17 protein-coding genes are annotated in these 17,347 nt (G+C 71.6%); 11 read left to right on the top strand and 6 right to left on the bottom strand.

All coding sequences use genetic code 11. The features are described 5' to 3' along the window. The first annotated feature begins 55 nt into the window (after window positions 1–55). The 4 genes from OOK34_RS20330 to OOK34_RS20345 all read left to right on the top strand — a co-directional run bounded on the left by OOK34_RS20330 (window position 56) and on the right by OOK34_RS20345 (window position 3,549). Window positions 56–1,213 (top strand): ArsA family ATPase, encoded by a 1,158-nt coding sequence (locus OOK34_RS20330; RefSeq protein ID WP_267035284.1) that lies wholly within the window; start codon window positions 56–58, stop codon window positions 1,211–1,213. A gap of 67 nt (window positions 1,214–1,280) precedes the next feature. Next, window positions 1,281–1,733, top strand: a complete 453-nt coding sequence (locus tag OOK34_RS20335) for a DUF5304 domain-containing protein (RefSeq protein WP_267035285.1) — start codon at window positions 1,281–1,283, stop codon at window positions 1,731–1,733. 61 nt (window positions 1,734–1,794) lie between these two features. After that, window positions 1,795–2,736 (top strand): ROK family glucokinase, encoded by a 942-nt coding sequence (locus tag OOK34_RS20340; RefSeq protein ID WP_267035286.1) that lies wholly within the window; start codon window positions 1,795–1,797, stop codon window positions 2,734–2,736. A gap of 72 nt (window positions 2,737–2,808) precedes the next feature. After that, a complete protein-coding gene (locus tag OOK34_RS20345; RefSeq protein ID WP_267035287.1) occupies window positions 2,809–3,549 on the top strand; it encodes an endonuclease/exonuclease/phosphatase family protein in 741 nt (246 codons plus the stop codon). Window positions 3,550–4,117: 568 nt separating this feature from the next. Here OOK34_RS20345 and OOK34_RS20350 read toward each other — a convergent pair. Next, window positions 4,118–4,354, bottom strand: a complete 237-nt coding sequence (locus OOK34_RS20350) for a hypothetical protein (RefSeq protein ID WP_267035288.1) — start codon at window positions 4,352–4,354, stop codon at window positions 4,118–4,120. After that, a complete protein-coding gene (locus OOK34_RS20355) occupies window positions 4,347–4,520 on the bottom strand; it encodes a hypothetical protein (RefSeq protein ID WP_267035289.1) in 174 nt (57 codons plus the stop codon). The genes OOK34_RS20350 and OOK34_RS20355 overlap by 8 nt, the downstream gene beginning before the upstream one ends. 150 nt (window positions 4,521–4,670) lie before the next feature. On the opposite strand from OOK34_RS20355, the gene OOK34_RS20360 reads away from it, so the two are divergent. Next, window positions 4,671–5,846, top strand: a complete 1,176-nt coding sequence (locus OOK34_RS20360; RefSeq protein WP_267035290.1) for a DNA-binding transcriptional regulator — start codon at window positions 4,671–4,673, stop codon at window positions 5,844–5,846. Next, entirely contained in the window at window positions 5,789–6,460 is a 672-nt protein-coding gene (locus OOK34_RS20365; protein ID WP_267035291.1) for a YdcF family protein, read from the top strand. The genes OOK34_RS20360 and OOK34_RS20365 overlap by 58 nt, the downstream gene beginning before the upstream one ends. Window positions 6,461–7,030: 570 nt before the next feature. Here the strand turns inward: OOK34_RS20365 and OOK34_RS20370 are convergent. Together OOK34_RS20370 and OOK34_RS20375 are read right to left on the bottom strand one after the other, a co-directional pair. After that, a complete protein-coding gene (locus tag OOK34_RS20370; RefSeq protein WP_267035292.1) occupies window positions 7,031–7,591 on the bottom strand; it encodes a hypothetical protein in 561 nt (186 codons plus the stop codon). Then, window positions 7,584–8,363, bottom strand: coding sequence for a carboxylesterase (locus tag OOK34_RS20375; RefSeq protein WP_267035293.1), 780 nt, complete (start codon window positions 8,361–8,363; stop codon window positions 7,584–7,586). The genes OOK34_RS20370 and OOK34_RS20375 overlap by 8 nt, the downstream gene beginning before the upstream one ends. A 145-nt stretch (window positions 8,364–8,508) precedes the next feature. On the opposite strand from OOK34_RS20375, the gene OOK34_RS20380 reads away from it, so the two are divergent. Genes OOK34_RS20380 through OOK34_RS20390 form a run of 3 tightly spaced genes read left to right on the top strand, consistent with a single transcriptional unit; the run spans window position 8,509 to window position 11,191 of the window. Continuing rightward, window positions 8,509–9,255 (top strand): 1-acyl-sn-glycerol-3-phosphate acyltransferase, encoded by a 747-nt coding sequence (locus OOK34_RS20380; protein ID WP_267035294.1) that lies wholly within the window; start codon window positions 8,509–8,511, stop codon window positions 9,253–9,255. Between the two features lie 44 nt (window positions 9,256–9,299). Further along, window positions 9,300–10,511, top strand: a complete 1,212-nt coding sequence (locus OOK34_RS20385; RefSeq protein ID WP_267035295.1) for a MacS family sensor histidine kinase — start codon at window positions 9,300–9,302, stop codon at window positions 10,509–10,511. Window positions 10,512–10,546: 35 nt separating this feature from the next. After that, window positions 10,547–11,191 (top strand): response regulator transcription factor, encoded by a 645-nt coding sequence (locus tag OOK34_RS20390; protein ID WP_267036833.1) that lies wholly within the window; start codon window positions 10,547–10,549, stop codon window positions 11,189–11,191. 162 nt (window positions 11,192–11,353) lie between these two features. Here OOK34_RS20390 and OOK34_RS20395 read toward each other — a convergent pair whose 3' ends face one another. Continuing rightward, the gene (locus OOK34_RS20395; RefSeq protein WP_267036834.1) at window positions 11,354–12,568 is read right to left on the bottom strand and encodes an RNA-guided endonuclease TnpB family protein; all 1,215 of its coding nucleotides are present in this window, start codon (window positions 12,566–12,568) and stop codon (window positions 11,354–11,356) included. Window positions 12,569–12,713: 145 nt separating this feature from the next. Between OOK34_RS20395 and OOK34_RS20400 the strand changes: the two genes are divergently transcribed. Continuing rightward, a complete protein-coding gene (locus OOK34_RS20400; RefSeq protein WP_267035296.1) occupies window positions 12,714–13,742 on the top strand; it encodes a 6-phosphofructokinase in 1,029 nt (342 codons plus the stop codon). Between the two features lie 95 nt (window positions 13,743–13,837). After that, window positions 13,838–14,830, top strand: coding sequence for a 2-hydroxyacid dehydrogenase (locus tag OOK34_RS20405; RefSeq protein WP_267036835.1), 993 nt, complete (start codon window positions 13,838–13,840; stop codon window positions 14,828–14,830). A gap of 268 nt (window positions 14,831–15,098) precedes the next feature. Here OOK34_RS20405 and OOK34_RS20410 read toward each other — a convergent pair whose 3' ends face one another. Next, window positions 15,099–17,033, bottom strand: coding sequence for an anthranilate synthase family protein (locus tag OOK34_RS20410; RefSeq protein ID WP_267035297.1), 1,935 nt, complete (start codon window positions 17,031–17,033; stop codon window positions 15,099–15,101). Window positions 17,034–17,347 lie beyond the last annotated feature (314 nt).

The following is a 17,347-nucleotide window of genomic DNA, read 5'->3' on the forward strand; positions in this document are numbered from 1 at the left end:
GGCCGGCGCCGAGCGGTGCGAGGGCCGCGTCGAAGAAGGAACGAAAGGCACAGGCATGCAGACCCTGCTGGTCACCGGTCCCGGAGGGGCGGGGCGCACTACCGTCGCCGCCGCCACCGCGCTCGCCGCGGCCCGGGACGGGCAGCGGGTGCTGCTGCTGTCCGCCGACGCCCCCTTCGGGGAGGGCGCCGGCAGCCCCGACCCCCGGCTCCGCCTCGCCCGCATCGACTCCGGCGAGGAGTTCCGTACCGAACTCGCCGCCCTCCAGGAACGCGGCGCCTCCCTCATCGGGATGCTCGGCGGCCGCCCCCTCGGCGCCGAGGAACTCACCGAGCTGCCAGGCGCCGAACAGTTCGCCCTGCTCCGAGCCCTGCGCCGGGCCGCCGCCGCACCCGCCACCGACCTCGTCGTCGTGGACATGCCCCCGCTGCACCAGGCCGTGGCCACCCTCGCCCTCCCCGCCCAGCTGCGCCGCTACCTGGCCCGGCTGCTGCCCGCGGAGCGCCAGGCGGCCCGCGCGCTGCGCCCCGTACTGGCCCAGCTCGCCGGGGTCCCGATGCCGGCCCAGTGGCTGTACGAGACCGCCGCGCGCTGGGACGAGGAGCTGGCCGCCGTCCAGGCCGTCGTCGAGGCCCCCACCACCCGGGTCCGCCTGGTCGCCGAGCCCGGCCCCGCCGCCGGCACCGCCCTGCGCACCGGGGTGCTCGGGCTCGCCCTGCACGAGCTGCGCGTCGAGGCCCTGGTCGCCAACCGGCTCGTGCCGCCGGGCTCCGCGGCCGCCGACCCCTGGGCGGCGGGGATCGCCGCCCAGCAGGGGAAGTTCCTGGCCGAGTGGGGCGAGGACCTCCCCGTCCACGGGCTGGTGCACCTCGGCCGGGACCCGCAGGACCCCGACGACCTGGAGGTCCTCGGCTCCGCCCCCGGCATCGCCCCCGCGCCGCCCACCCGGCCGGGCCCCGGCTGGACCGTCGAGGACCGGCTCGCCGCCGACGGGGTGCTCGTCTGGGCGATCCCGCTGCCCGGCGCCCGCAAGGCCGAGCTCGACCTGATCCGGCGCGGCGACGAGCTGCTGGTCGCGGTGGGCCCGCACCGCAGGATCGTTCCGCTCCCCTCGGCCCTGCGCCGCTGCACCGTCTCCGGCGCCGCCCTCGCCGAGGGAGTGCTCCGCGTCCGCTTCACCCCGGACCCGCGACTGTGGCCCCGGGAGCGCTGAGACCCGTACCGCCGTTCGGGTAACGTCGGAGGTAGACCTACCGCAGCTGCCGCCAGGAGAGTCCGCCATGAGCGAGGCCACCGACCGCCCCACCGACGACGACGCCTGGGCGCAGGCCTGCGCCGAGGACCTCGCCGCCGAGAAGGAACGCCACAGGTCGCAGCAGGGCGGCGGCCCGGGCACGGGAACCGCCGCCGAGGAGCTGTTCAAGCTCTTCGAAGCCGTCGCCGACAAGGTCTCCTCGCTGAACAACCCGCTCCTCGGCGCCGCGGCCCAGGACGCCGTACGCCAGTTCGTCAACCAGGCCAAGACCGCCGCGAAGCCCGTCGTCGAGCGCAACCCGGAGGTCTTCGGCCACCTCGCCGCGGCCGGTTCCGAACTCCTCGCCGCCTACCGCTCGGCCGTCGAGGGCCACGAGCGCCGCTGGACCCGGGACGAGCCCCCCGCGCCCCGCAAGCCCGCCGACGGCGGCGACGAAGGCCCCGGTGAGGGCCCGGCCGAGCGGATCGATCTCGACTGATCCTCCGCCGGCCTCGGGTACGGTGGGCCGTGGCGGGGTTTGACCGGAAACCGAGGGACTAATGGGACTCACCATCGGCGTCGACATCGGCGGCACGAAGATCGCGGCCGGCGTGGTCGACGAAGAGGGCACCATCCTTGAGACGTACAAGGTGCCCACCCCGCCGACCGCGGACGGCGTGACGGAGGCCATCTGTGCCGCCGTCTCCGAGGTCAGCAGCAGCCACACCATCGACGCCGTCGGCATCGGCGCCGCCGGATACGTGGACGACAAGCGTGCGACGGTGCTCTTCGCGCCGAACATCAACTGGCGGCACGAGCCGCTGAAGGACAAGGTCGAGCAGCGCATCGGCCTGCCGGTCGTCGTCGAGAACGACGCGAACTGCGCGGCCTGGGGCGAGTACCGCTTCGGCGCAGGCCAGGGCCACGAGGACGTCATCTGCATCACGCTCGGCACGGGCCTGGGCGGCGGCATCATCATCGGCAACAAGCTGCGGCGCGGACGCTTCGGCGTCGCCGCCGAGTTCGGCCACATCCGGGTCGTCCCCGACGGCCTGCTGTGCGGCTGCGGCAGCCAGGGCTGCTGGGAGCAGTACGCCTCCGGGCGCGCGCTCGTCCGGTACGCGAAGCAGCGCGCCAACGCCACCCCCGAGAACGCGGCGATCCTGCTCGCGCTCGGCGACGGCACCCCCGACGGCATCGAGGGCAAGCACATCAGCGAGGCCGCCCGCGCCGGTGACCTGGTGGCCGTCGACGCCTTCCGCGAGCTGGCCCGCTGGGCCGGCGCCGGCCTGGCCGACCTGGCCTCGCTCTTCGACCCGTCGGCGTTCATCGTCGGCGGCGGGGTCTCCGACGAGGGCGACCTCGTCCTCGACCCGATCCGCAAGTCCTTCAAGCGCTGGCTGGTCGGCGGCGCGTGGCGCCCGCACGCGCAGGTGCTGGCCGCGCAGCTCGGCGGCAAGGCCGGGCTCGTCGGCGCGGCGGACCTGGCCCGTCAGGGCTGAGCCCCTCTTCGTGCCTCGACTGCCCGCCGTGCCCCCTGTGGGAGCGGCGGGCAGCTGCGTATGTTGCCTCACATGCTGCCGAAGTCTGTGACCGAGCCCGACGGTTCAGCCGTGATCCGGGCCCTCAGCTACAACATCCGCTCGCTGCGCGACGACGAGGAGGCGCTGGCCCGCGTCATCCGGGCCTGCGCGCCCGACCTGGTCTTCGTCCAGGAGGCGCCGCGGTTCTTCCGCTGGCGCAAACACGCGGCCAGGCTGGCCGCCAAGACCGACCTCGTGGTGCTGAGCGGGGGAGCGACGGCGGCCGGGCCGCTGCTGCTGTGCTCGCTACGGGCCTTCGTGGAGCGGACCGAGGACGTCCTGCTCCCGCTCACCCCCGGACGGCACCGCCGGGGCTTCGCGACGGCCGTGGTCCGCTTCGGGGCGGCCCGGGTCGGGGTGGTCAGCGCGCACCTGTCGCTGGACCCGGGGGAGCGGCGGGCCCAGGCGGACCTCCTCCTCGACCGGGTGGCCGCGCTGGGGGCGCCGCACGCGATCGCCGCCGCCGATGTCAACGAGGCCCCGGGCGGTCCGGCCTTCGGCCGGCTGTCGGAGTCCCTCCAGGACTGCTGGACGGTGTCCCCGTGGGGCGGCGGCGACACCTTCCCGGCGTCCGCGCCAAGCCGCCGCATCGACGCGGTGTTCGCCTCGCGGGGGGTGGAGGTCCTGGCCTGCGGAGTCCCTGCGGGGCTTCCGGGGGTCACGGCGCCCGACCTCCGCTCGGCCACCGACCACCTCCCGGTCCTGGCCACCCTCCGCCTCCCGGCGGGCTGACCACGCTCCGGGCCCGCCATCTCCCCCTCGAGGTGCCGGGCCCGGTCGGTGTTTGCCCACCCGCCCCCGTCTGCGGGTGGGTGGCCGGGTAGCCGGATCCCCTCGGCCGGTCTCAGGGAGGGGCGGGGGCTTCCCGTCAGTCCCATCGTCCTTCCGCGACGTGCCGGCCAGTCAAGGGCGCTCCTTCGTCGCGTCACTTCGTGATCGCCTTCGGCGACCCTTGACAGACCGTCCCGCCCCGGAAAAACGAAAGACTGCCGGGAAACCCCCAAAGAAACGGCACGGTCCAAGGGGAAGGGACAGGTCCGTCAGGGATGAGGCGAGGGGCCGGGGGCCGGCCCGCCAGGCATCCGGGCCCTCAGGGGCCGGGTCCAGGGTCGGGGGCTCGACTAGCTGCGCCAAATGCTGACCAGAGCCCCCTACAAAGCACCCAGGCGCAGCAGATCGCTACGCGCTCCTCAGATCTCGGCGTCCGACGACCGTCTTGGGCTGATACCTGCACCACATGTTGATCAGAGTGCTGTGGGAAGCCGACGGGCGCGTGAGATCGCTACGCGCTTCTCTGATCTCAGCGACCGGCGGCCGTCCTGGGCTGGTCGTTGGCAGGTTCGACGTTGGCGACGGCAGTGGTGAATTCGCGGCCGGACGCGCCACGGATGTAGGCGAGCTCCATCCAGTGCTCCAGGGCGGTGTCCGAGACGTTCTCGTTGATCACGGCCATCAGCTCGCCCTCAACACCGGAGGCAATGTCGCGGACGCGGCGGCGGAGGAGGCGGTGGGGGACGTACTCGTACTGCTCACTCATTGGATGCCCCCTCGAAGGTGTCAAGGAAGCGCTCCCAGCCGGCCTGAGCACGGTCGAGCAGGCCGGTGCTGGGCTCGAACCTGGCTGCCACCCTCTCGACGGGCACGTTCGCGGTCTCGATGCCCAGCATCTCGCAGATGCAGCTGTGCGTGATGCGGTCGGTCACGGGTCAACTCCTCCAGAGGTAGGTGATGTCACCCCTCAGCCTGGACTTGTCCCAACCGTGCGGGAATGACCGCTTGTTGCACTTCCGCTGCACTTGTGTCCCCCCTCGTCGGTCTGGCGTGCTTCGATGGCGGTGGGAAGGGAGCGACGCGTGGCGACCGTGCACCACTGGACCGGGCTGGAGGCCAAAGCACTTCGGCTGGCTCTGCGGCTGAGCGTCCGAGCGTTTGCCGAACACCTCGGTGTCGGCGTGCGGACGATCTCCAAATGGGAGAAGCTCCAGGCGTTGACCGAGCCCCGTCCGGACACCCAGGCGATCCTCGACACAGCTTTGGCCCGTGCGGATGCGGCCGCCCATCTGCGGTTCGAGACGTTCCTGTCCGAGGCCGGACGCCCCGGGACGGAAACCGCAGGCCGACGGGTGACACCCACAGGTCCGCTGGCCTGGGAGTACGAATCCTGGGCCGATGACCTGGACCGGGTCATGGTGGCCCTCTCTCAGCAGGATTTCACGTTCGCCGATAGCCTGCTCAGCAGGTGGCTGAGCCGCTTCAAGACCGCCGAGCTGGACGAGAAGGGCCTGTATCTGTTCGCCCGCTCGACCACCTTGCTCGGCGACCTCAAGCGATACCGGGGAACTCCCGTCGGACTGCGGTCCGCCCAGCACTCCTATGTCGGTGCGCGCACCGTCTTCACACACCTCGGCGTCCCCCGCCGTGTAGCCCAGATCGACCTGTCCCTCGCGGTCGTCATGGAGATGTCCGGCAAGCTGGAGGCCGCTGCTCGCGCCTACGAAACCCTGGCCGTCGACGACCGGCTTTCTCCTCGCGACCGTGCGAGTGCCCGCTTGTGGGTGGGAACCGCGCTGAGCAAGGACGGTCAGCACGACTACGCGACGCGTGTCATGACAGCCGCGACTCGTGACTTCGAGAACCTCGCCGAACCCGACGACTGGTCGGTGGCCCACCAAAAACTCGCCCTCGCCCGCCGCGACGCCGGAGACCTCACCGCGGCATTCCGGTTCTTGGACGTCGCTTGTAGCACGGGCACCGTGCGGTCCCCGATGCAACGGGTACAGCTCACCACCGCTCAAGCCCACATCTTGCGCACCGATCCCGCCACCCGTGACGACGGGCTCCGCCTTCTCGACGAAGCCGCACAGATCGCCGCACAGTCCGACCTCGGACATCAACTACGTAGCATCGAGTCCATCAGACGGACGTGCGAGGGAGCCTTCAAACCCCTACACCACCGACCAGGGAGCAGCGAGTGGCAGACGAACGACCGCAGGGAATCACCGAGGATCAGCGGCAGGCCGCCCAGCTGATCTGGGACTACCACCACATGCGTCACGAACTCCGCCCGTGCGACGCGGCCATTGCTTTGGGCTGCAACGACCTCGGCGTCAGCACCTACGCCGCCCACCTGTACGAGACCGGGTTCTTCCCCACCCTCGTGTTCACCGGCGGCAACAGCGCGGCCACCAGCAGCGTGTTCCCCCGTGGCGAAGCCGTGCACTTCCACGAACACGCCCTCGCGCTCGGCGTACCCGCCCACGCGATGCTGCTGGAGCCGAAGGCCGCCAACACCGGGCAGAACATCGCGTTCGCGCGTGAGGCGCTCACCGCCTCCGGGGTCCAGCCCCGCTCCGTGCTGCTGATCAGCATGCCGTACATGGAGCGACGGGCCTTCGCCACCTGCCGCGAGCAGTGGCCTGACATCGAAGTAGTGTGCGCTTCCGACCCGTTGTCCTTCGACACCTACCTCAAATGCATGGGCGACGAGGAATCCGTGATCAGCATGATCGTCGGCGACCTGCAACGGGTGATCGAGTATCCGAAGCAAGGCTTCGCCATTGACCAGGACGTACCGGAGGACGTGCACGCCGCATACGAGTCCCTCGTCCGCGACGGCTTCACCAGCTGTCTCATCAGCCCCTGAGAGGCAAGGCCACAGACGTGCCGCGGCCGCCGAGATCCGAGGAGCGCGTAGCGATCTGATGCGCCTACCGCTGCCGAATGGGCTCCTGATCGACATGTGGTGCAGGTATCAGCCCAAGACGGCCGTCGGCCGCTGAGACGGGAGAAGCGCGTAGCGGTCTGTCGCGCCCGGGCCCCCGGCTCTGGGGCAGGGCTGGACATGCCCGGATGCCCGGCGTGGCAACGGGAAGCCCCTCGCCTCTTCGCTGACGGGGCCGTCCCTTCCCCTTGGACCGTGCCGTTCTTTTGGGGGTTTCCCGGCAGTCCTTGTCTTTCCGGGGCGGGACGGCCTGTCAAGGGTCGCCGAAGGCGATCACGCAGTGACGCGACCGAAGGGAGCGCCCTTGACAGGCCGGCCCGAACCGGAAGGACGATGGGACTGACGGGAAACCCCCAAACCTTCCCTGACACCGCCCAGCCACGACCCCGCCCACCGGCCCCCGGACCCGCAGACGGGGGCGGGTGGGCAAACACCGACCGGGCCCGGCACCTCGAGGGGGAGATGGCCCGCCCGCGCCGCACGGACGGGGCCCTACACCACCGCGCCGCGGCCCGGGTCGTCGTCATCGTCGTCGCCGTGCGACATGCGGGCGATCAGGGTGGCGAAGCCGCCCAGGAAGCCGCCGATGCCCAGCGTCGTCAGCCACCACGTCATGTCCCACTGGAGCAGCACCGCCAGCAACAGCAGCACCGGCCCGCCGACCACCGCCAGCCACGCGAACTTCGCCGTCGTGTCCGCCGGCGGCAGCTCCGGTTCCGGCGGGACGAAGTGGCCCTCGTCCGCGGGTTCGGCCGGGGTGTGGTCCCGGGGGCCCACGCCCGGGGCGAAGGTCACCGAGCTGCCCAGCCCCGGCCCCGGCCCCGCCTCGGGCTTCGGCTCAGGCTCAGGCTCCGGCTCGGGCTCCGGTTCAGCCGCCGCCGGAGGCTCCGGCTTGACGTCCTCCTCCGGCAGCATCAGGTTCTCGATCGGCCGGAACGGTCTCGCCCCCGGCGGGTCCGGCGGCTCCTGTCCGTACCCGGCGACGATCGCGGCCCACGCCGCTTCCTCGTCCAGCGGGGGCACGCCCCCGGAGGACTCCTCGTGCTCAGCCACCGCTGGCCGCCCCCTCCCTGCCGACACTCTTCGCGAGCCGCCCGACGAACGCATAGCTGTCCGCGAAGATCCGCTCCGCGTCGTAGTCCAACGTCGCCACGTGGTAGCTCTGTTCCAGCAGGGTCTCGGTGACGTCCGTCGACGACACCCGGGCCAGGATCCGCGCCGAGTCCACCGGCGGGACCACATGGTCCTGGGGGCTGTGCAGCAGCAGCACGGGCTGCGTCACCTGCGGCAGCTCGGTGTCCACCAGCTGGAAGAACTTCCGCAGCGAGTGCGCGGCCCGGGTCGGGACCCGGTCGTAGCCGACCTCGTCCGAACCGGGCTTGGCGATGTCGCTGGCGATCCCCGGCGTCGACCGGATGAAGTGCTTGGCCACCGGAAGGGCGACGGCCAGCGGGTCGTGCACCTTGTTGGCGGGGTTGACGAGGACGATCCCGCTGATCGAGTCCCCGTGCTTGGCGGCCAGCCGCAGCGTCAGCGCGCCGCCCATCGAGAGCCCGAAGACGAACACCTGCTCGCACCGGTCCAGCAGCTCCCGCAGCGCGCGGTCGACCTCGGCGTACCAGTCCTGCCAGCCGGTGAGCTGCATGTCCTGCCAGCGCGTCCCGTGTCCGGGCAGCAGCGGCAGCGACACGGTCAGCCCGCGCTCGGCCAGGTACTCGGCCCACGGGCGGAGCGACTGAGGCGAACCGGTGAAGCCGTGGCAGAGAAGCACGCCCACCTCTCCGCCCTCGTGGCGGAACGGCTCTGCTCCAGGGAGGACGGGCACCAGGGTCTCCTTCGAAGGGTGGGGGGTGCGTTGCGCTGTGTGACTTCACCGTACGCGACCGGGATGGCACCGACCAGGGCCGTCGGGCGCTCCGGACGGAGCCAGGGGATAAGGTCTGTCCGACAGACACAGGAAGGCTTTCGAGTTGATCTACGGCGCAATGAAGTTCTCCATCGGGGGTTCCCTGAAGCTCGCCTTCAGGCCTTGGGTGGAGGGCCTCGAGAACATTCCCGCTGAGGGGCCGGCGATCCTCGCGAGCAACCACCTGTCCTTCTCCGACTCCTTCTTCCTGCCGGCCGTGCTGGACCGCAAGGTGACCTTCATCGCGAAGGCGGAGTACTTCACCTCCCCCGGGGTCAAGGGCAAGCTGACGGCCGCCTTCTTCAAGGGCGTCGGCCAGCTCCCGGTGGACCGCTCCGGCGCGCGCGGTGCGGGCGAGGCCGCCATCAAGAGCGGCATCGAGGTCATCGAGCGCGGGGAGCTGTTCGGTATTTACCCCGAGGGGACGCGTTCACCCGACGGCCGCCTCTACCGCGGCAAGCCCGGCGGCCTGGCCAGGGTGGCGCTCGCCACCGGGGCCCCCGTGATCCCGGTGGCGATGATCGACACCGAGAAGATCCAGCCGCCCGGCAAGGTGGTCCCGAAGCTGATGCGCCCGGGCATCCGGATCGGCAAGCCGCTGGACTTCAGCCGCTACCAGGGCATGGACGGGGACCGCTTCATCCTCCGCTCGGTGACCGACGAGGTCATGTACGAGATCATGAAGCTCTCCGGCCAGGAGTACGTGGACATCTACGCCACGGCCGCCAAGCGGCAGATCGCGGACGCGGAGAAGGCCGAGAAGGCCGAGAAGGCCAGGGCCAAGGGAGAGACGGGCACGGGCACGGAGTAGGGCGGGGCGCGGGGGCCGCGTCCACAGCAGACGGGGTGGGGGAGATGGCGAAGCGCGAGCGCGTCGTACGGATGTCGGTCGAGCAGCCGCTGTGGCAGGCCCTGACCGTCTACCGGCTGCTCACCATGGTCTACGCGGTCCTCCTGTTCGCCGCGGCGTACCGGAAGTTCGACCACCCCTGGACCGCGGCCGGCTACCTCGCCTGCCTCGCCGTCTGGACGCTGGCCACCCACCGCAGGGTGGCGAACGCGGCCAGCTGCACCAAGGGCTTCCTCGTCGCCGACCTCACCGTCGCGCTGGCCGGCATCCTGCTCACCCCGCTCGCCGACACCCACGAGCGGATCACGGCGGGCGGCCCCACCCTCCCCAGCATCTGGACCGGCGGCTCGGTCCTCGCCTTCGCCCTCAAGGGCGGCTGGCGCTGGGCCGGCTTCGCCTCGACCTTCGTGGCCGTCGCCAACATCGCCGTCCACGGCGGCGACCCCACCCGGGACACCCTGCACAACGTCCTGCTGGTCTGGGTCGCCTCCATAGCCATCGGGTACGTCGTCGAGGTCGCCCGGGCCAGTGAAGCCACCCTCGCCCGCGCCCTGGAGATCGAGGCCGCCACCCGCGAGCGCGAACGCCTCGCCCGCGACATCCACGACGGGGTCCTCCAGGTCCTCGCCATGGTCCAGCGGCGCGGTACCGAGCTGGGCGGCGAGGCCGCCGAACTCGGCCGGATGGCGGGCGAGCAGGAGGTGGCGCTGCGCACGCTGGTCTCCAGCGGGCTGGTCCACCCCTCCCGGGTCTCGCGCGACGGGTCGCTCGGCGCGCTGGTGGACACGTACGAGGTGGAGGAGCCCGGTGCCGACGAGGGCGAGCTGGACCTGCGCTCCCTGCTCGCCCCGCACGCCGGGTCCCGGGTGAGCTTTGCCGAGCCCGGCACCCCGGTGCTCCTGTCGGCGCCCGCCGCGCGGGAGCTGGCGGCGGCGGTCGGCGCGGCCCTCGACAACGTGCGCAAGCACGCCGGGGAAGGGGCCAGCGCCTGGATCCTGGTCGAGGACTGGGGCGACGAGGTGATCGTGACCGTACGGGACGACGGCCCGGGCATCCCGGCCGGCCGGCTCGACCAGGCGGAGGGCGAAGGGCGCATGGGCGTGGCCCTGTCCATCCGGGGACGCCTGCGCGACCTCGGCGGCAGCGCCGATCTGGTGTCCGTCCCCGGACAGGGCACCGAAGTGGAACTGAAAGTACCGAGGGGGAGCACCCAGTGAACGACGACCGCAGCGCACTCAGCGACATCAAGGTGATGGTCGTCGACGACCATCCGATGTGGCGGGACGCGGTGGCCCGCGACCTGGCCGCCGCGGGGTTCGACGTCGTCGCCACCGCCGGCGACGGCCCGGAGGCGGTACGCCGCGCCCGCGCGGCCGGCCCGCAGGTACTGGTCCTCGACCTCAACCTGCCCGGGATGCCCGGGGTCCAGGTGTGCAAGGAGCTGGTCGGCGCCGATCCCGCGCTGCGCGTGCTCGTCCTGTCGGCCAGCGGTGAGCACGCCGACGTCCTGGAGGCGGTGAAGTCCGGGGCCACCGGCTACCTGCTGAAGTCCGCCGGGGCCCAGGAGCTGATCGACGCGGTCCGCCGCACGGCGGCCGGCGACCCGGTGTTCACCCCGGGCCTGGCCGGCCTCGTCCTCGGGGAGTACCGGCGCCTGGCCACCGACCCGGCGCCGGCCGCCCCCGACGAGCCCAAGGCCCCGCAGCTGACCGACCGGGAGACGGAGGTGCTGCGGCTGGTGGCCAAGGGGCTCTCGTACAAGCAGATCGCGGAGCGGCTGGTCATCTCCCACCGCACGGTCCAGAACCACGTCCAGAACACCCTGGGCAAGCTCCAGCTGCACAACCGGGTGGAGCTCGTCCGGTACGCGATAGAGCGCGGGCTCGACGACGCGTAAGGGGTCGCCCCAGTCGTACTTAGTTCCCCGTACGAGTGAACACGCGTATCCAACGCCTCGTAATTCCACCGGAATTGACCCCGCGCGGCCCCTGCTGTGATCTGGGTCACCACTAGTGTGACCGTCATGGCGAAGGGAGATTCCTTGACTTCCTCCCCTCCCTCAACGGGAGGGGATTCTCACCCTTGCGGGTGGGGCTTCCTGCTTCACCACGAGCTGCCGCGCCAGGGAGAAACCCCGTCGAGGTCTTACGCCCGCTCCACAGGCGGACACCGCCAGCCCGGCGGCCAGAAGGTTCACGGCTGCGTTCTCGTCCCGGTCGTGGGTCGTCCCGCAGTTGCCGCACGTCCATTCACGGACGTCCAGGGGCATTGTTTCGGCGATTGCCCCGCAGGCCGAGCACAGCTTGGAGCTGGGGAACCACCGGTCCACGGTGATCAGCTCGCGCCCGTACCAAGCCGTCTTGTACTCCAGCATGGACCGCAGCTCGCGCCACGCCGCATCGGTGATGGCGCGGGCGAGCTTGTGGTTCTTGAGCATGTTCTTGACGGTGAGGTCCTCGATCACGAGCGTTTGGTTTTCGCGCACGAGTCGAGTCGTCAGCTTGTGCAAGTGGTCCCGGCGGCGGTCTGCGATCCGGGCATGGATGCGGGCCACCCGGAGGCGGGCCTTGGACCGGTTCTTGCTGCCTTGCTCCTTCCGCGACAGCGCCCGCTGGGCTCGGGCCAGACGCTCCCGGTCCTGGCGCTCGTGTTTTGGGTTGGGGATCTTCTCCCCGGTCGACAGTGTGACCAGGGCTGTCAGCCCGGCGTCGATGCCCACGGCGTTCGTCGTGGCGGGCATCGGGGCGGGTCCGTCCTGGCAGAACAGCGACACGAACCAGCGCCCGGCGCGGTCGCGGGAGACCGTGACTGTGGACGGCTCCACCCCCGCCGGCAGGGGACGGGACCACACCACGTCCAACGGCTCGGCCATCTTCGCCAGCGTCAGCCGGCCATCGGCGTAGCGGAACGCGCTGCGCGTGTACTCGGCCGAGGCGCGCGACTTCCGTTTCGACTTGAAGCGGGGGTAATGCGACCGCTTCTCCCAGAACGCCGTGAAGGCACTCTGCAAGTGCCGAAGCGCCTGCTGGAGTGGAACCGAGGACACGTCGGCCAGGTACGCCAGCTCCTCGGCCCTCTTCCAGCTGGTGAGCATGGCCGACGTCTGGCCGTAGCCCACCCGCTCCCTACGGGTTGTCCACGCCTCGGCACGGGCAGCGAGGGCCAGGTTGTAGACCTTCCGCACGCACCCGAACGTCCGCGACAGCTCCACTGCCTGCGCGTCGGTCGGATAGAAGCGGTACTTGAACGCCCGCTTCACAGAAGTAGCCCCCATGCCTTGGACGGTAGGGGCGGTCACGAACCGAACACAAGGTCAGGTCACAGCCTCACTCAGCGGTATTTCGCCGCTGTGCGGTGCGGAGCCGGGGGGCCGTTTCTCCTCCGGCTGAAGCCACGGGTATCCACGCAAGGAGAATGAGATGAAGGTCGGAGTGCTCACGGGCGGCGGCGACTGCCCCGGACTCAACGCGGTGATCCGGGGCGTCGTCCGCAAGGGCGTGCAGGAGTACGGATACGGGTTCGTCGGCTTCAAGGACGGCTGGCGGGGGCCGGTCGAAGGGGACACCGTCCCGCTGGACATCCCTGCCGTCCGGGGCATCCTGCCCCGGGGCGGCACCATCCTCGGCTCCTCGCGCACCAACCCGTTCAAGACGGAGAACGGCGTCCGCGCCATCAAGGAGAACCTCGCGAAGTTCGAGGTCGACGCGCTCATCGCGATCGGCGGCGAGGACACCCTGGGCGTGGCCGCCCGGCTGCACGAGGAGTACGGCGTTCCCTGCGTCGGCGTACCGAAGACCATCGACAACGACCTGTCGGCCACCGACTACACCTTCGGCTTCGACACGGCCGTGGGCATCGCCACCGAGGCCATCGACCGGCTCCACACCACGGCCGAGTCCCACATGCGGGTCCTGGTCGTCGAGGTCATGGGCCGGCACGCAGGCTGGATCGCCCTCCACTCGGGCCTGGCCGGCGGGGCCAACGTCATCCTCATCCCCGAACAGCGCTTCGACATGGACAAGGTCTGCGCCTGGGTGACCTCCCGCTTCAAGGCGAGCTACGCGCCCATCGTGGTGGTCGCGGAGGGGGCGATGCCCACGGACGGGGAGCTGGTGCTCAAGGACGCCACCACGGACTCCTTCGGGCACGTCCGGCTCTCGGGCGTGGGTGAGTGGCTGGCCAAGGAGATCGAGGCCCGGACCGGCAAGGAGGCCCGTACGACGGTCCTCGGGCACGTCCAGCGCGGCGGCACCCCGAGCGCTTTCGACCGCTGGCTGGCCACCCGCTTCGGACTGCACGCGATCGACGCGGTGCGCGACGGGGACTTCGGCAAGATGGTCGCGCTGAAGGGGACGGACATCGTGCGCGTGCCGATCGTCGAGGCCACCTCGAAGCTGAAGACGGTCGACCCCGCGCTGTACGAGGAGGTCGGGGTCTTCTTCGGCTGAGCGCGCGGCAGCCGCAGCCGCTTGCAGGGCAGGGGCGGGCCACGGGTCGTATCGTGACAAACGACCCGTGGTCCGACCTTCCTGTGGGAGCGAGCGTGGAGATCCTGGCCTTCGGAGTGACCGCCGACGAGAAGCCGCTCCTGGAGCGCGCCTTCGAGGGGCAGCACGAGGTCCGCTGCCTCGACGTCTTCCTGAGCGAGGACACCGCACCCATCGCCGCCGGGTACGAGGTCGTCTCCTCCAGCGTCAACGCCGACCTGCACGGCCGGGTCCTGCGCACCCTCGCGGCCGGCGGCACCCGCATGATCGCGCAGCGCTCCACGGGCTTCAACAACATCGACCTGGACGTGGCCCGGCAGCTCGGCATGACCGTCAGCCGGGTCTCGTACTACTCCCCCTACTCCGTGGCCGAGTTCGCCTGGACCCTGGCGATGGCCGTGAACCGGCGGATCGTGCGCGCCTCCAACCGCACCCGGGACTTCGACTTCCGCCTGAACGGGCTGATGGGCCGCGACATGCGGGGCCGCACGGCGGGCGTACTCGGCACCGGCAAGATCGGGGAGGCCTTCACCCGGATCGCGCACGGCTTCGGCATGAACCTGCTGGGCTGGGACGTCGCGCAGAACCAGGCCTGTGCGGAGCTGGGCATGAAGTACGTGGACAAGGACGTGCTGTTCGCGGAATCGGACCTGATCAGCCTGCACGTGCCGCTGCTGGAGTCCACGCAGCACCTCATCGACGCGGCCGCGCTGCGGGCGATGCGGGACGACGTGATCCTGGTGAACTCCAGCCGGGGCGGACTGATCGACACGGACGCGCTGGTCACGGAGCTGCGGGCGGGGCGGTTCACGGGGGTCGGCCTGGACGTGTACGAGGCGGAGGCCGGGGTCTTCTTCATGGACAAGTCCCTCGAGGCCGTCGAGGACGACACCCTCGCCCGGCTGGTGACCTTCCCGAACGTGGTGGTGACCTCGCACCAGGCGTACTACACGAGCGACGCGGTGGGGCAGATCATCGAGACCACGGTCCGCAACGTGGCCGACTACCTCGCGGGGCGGCGCTCCGAGAACACGCTTGTTCCTTCTTGACGAGCCGGGGCGGGGCCACTGGCCGGGCTGGGGTCCGGCCGCCGTCTGCGGGTGGTGGCCGCTGCGCGGGGCTGTCCCCTACCCGCCCTTCCACCGTTCCTCCCCCAGCTACCGCTGGGAGGTGCCCCCAGGGCTCTGCCCGGACCCGCGCCTCGAACGCCGGCGAGGCTGGATCTTTCAGCCTCGCCGGCGATTGCGGCGCGGGGTCTGGGGGCGGAGCCCCCAGGGAACGGGCGAAGGGCGGGTCGGGGACACAGCCCCCCGCCGGCTACGCGCGTACGGCGACCCCCGCCAGGAGGTCGCGGACGAGGTCGACGCCGCGGAGGGTGAGGACCGACTCCGGGTGGAACTGGACCCCCGCGAAGCCCCGCGCCGCGGAGCGCAGCGCGTGGACCTCGCCCGTGGCCCGGTCCCGGGAGACCTCCACGCCGGCGGAGGCCAGGCCCGCGGCCAGCTCCTCCGAGCAGTGCGCGGTGTACGTGTTGTAGAAGCCGACCACCTCCTCGGCCCCGAACAGGTCGATCCGGGTCTGCGCCCCCTGCGCCGGCTCCGCCTTGCGGATCAGCGGCAGGCCCAGCTCGGCGGCCAGCAGCTCGTGGCCCAGGCAGACCCCCAGCAGGCCGTGGCGGTGCGAGGCGAGGAGTTCCCCGGCCAGCGCGCGCAGCATCCGCATCTTCGGGTCGCCCGAGTCCGCCGGGTTGCCCGGGCCCGGGCCCAGGACGACGGGGCCCTCCCAGGCCAGGGCCGTCTCCCGCAGCCGGGGATCGTCGAAGCGGCGTACGGTCACCTCCAGCCCGGCCACCCGCAGCACCTGGGCCAGCATCGCCGTGAAGGTGTCCTCCCCGTCCACCACCAGGGCGTGGCCGCCCACCGAGGCGGGCCGCTCCTGCATCCGGAGCCAGAAGGGGGCCAGGTCCGCCCGCCGGGAGGCCAGGGCCGCCTGGACCCGGGGGTCGTCCGCCAGCCGGGCCCCGTCGAAGGCCGGCCGGGGCGCGGCCGCCCGTACGCCCAGCGCCGCCAGCACCCCGGCGGCCTTGGCGTGGGTCTCGGCCACCTCGCTCAGCGGGTCCGAGTGGCGGACCAGGGTGGCCCCGACCGGTACCCGCAGCGCCCCGTCCGGGGCGATGTCGGCGGTGCGGATCAGGATGGGGGAGTCCAGGGTCTGGGCGCCCGCCGCGTCCAGGCCGAGCAGCGCCAGCGCGCCCGCGTAGTAGCCGCGGCCCCCGCTCTCGTACCGCTCGATCACCCGGCAGGCGTTCTGCACCGGCGAGCCCGTCACGGTCGCCGCGAACATGGTCTCCCGCAGCACCTCGCGGACGTCCAGCGAGGAGCGTCCGCGCAGCTCGTACTCGGTGTGCGCGAGGTGGGACATCTCCTTGAGGCGGGGGCCGACCACGGCTCCGCCCATGTCGCCGACCGTGCACATCATCTTCAGTTCCTCGTCGACGACCATCGACAGCTCCTCGGTCTCCTTGCGGTCGGCGAGGAAGGCGAGGAGGGACTCGGCGGTGGGGCCGGAGGCCGGGTAGCGGTACGTGCCGCTGATCGGGTTCATCACGACCGTGCCGCCCGTCATCCGGACGTGCACCTCCGGGCTCGCCCCGACCAGGGTGCGCTCCGGGGTGTGGACCACGTACGTCCAGTACGCGCCCCGCTCGCCCTCCAGCAGCCGCCGGAACAGCGCCAGCGCGTCGGCCCGGCCGAAGCCCTCGATCCGGCCCTCGTAGGTGCGCCGGATCACGAAGTTCGCCCCCTCGCCGCGGCCGATCTCCTCGCGGATCACCCGCTCGACCGTCCGCGCGTAGTCCTCGTCGGGGACGTCGAAGCCGCCGCCGTCGACCCTCACCGGGTGGTCGGGGAGCGCGGCCAGCGCCAGGGCGAGCGGGATCTCGTACGCCTCCTCGGCGGCCAGCACGGCCAGCGGCGTGCCGTCGTCGCGTACGTCGAACCCGCGCTCGCGGATCTGCCGGAACGGCACCAGCGCGAGGGTGGGCAGCTCCCGTACGGGCAGGTCCGCGAGGCGCTCGGCCTCGTGGACGGGCCCGAGCAGCACCTCGACGGTGTCGTGGTCGCGGCCCGGCGTCCGCCGGCGCAGCAGCGCGAAGGGCGGGGCGCTCTCGTCGAGCAGCCGGCCGAGGTCGAAGAGGCCGAGGGGACCGAGGGGGAGCTGCTGGGGCTGGGACTCGGGCTGGGGCTGGGACATGGGGTGGCGTCCTTCCGGGTGGGAGCGGGAGGGGCGGCCGTGGTCTCGGAAACACCGAAGGCCGCCCCGTGGGGCGGCCTTCGCGTCACTCGTGTCAGTGGGTACGCACGAGAGGTGGGCCGCCGGGAGCGGACCACCACCAGTTCAGGTTGGTCTGTGCGTACATGCGAGGCACCCTAGCCCAAGAGGACGCCGTCCCGCTGCATCCGATCTATACCGACATGTGAACCTTGCATTCCGTTCATTCGGGGCCCCTGCGCCTGCGAACGACACCGTCTCATCTGGTGGGCACCGCGCTGGACGGGGCGAATGAC

This window comes from Streptomyces sp. NBC_00091, from assembly GCF_026343185.1.
Taxonomy (GTDB): Bacteria; Actinomycetota; Actinomycetes; order Streptomycetales; family Streptomycetaceae; genus Streptomyces.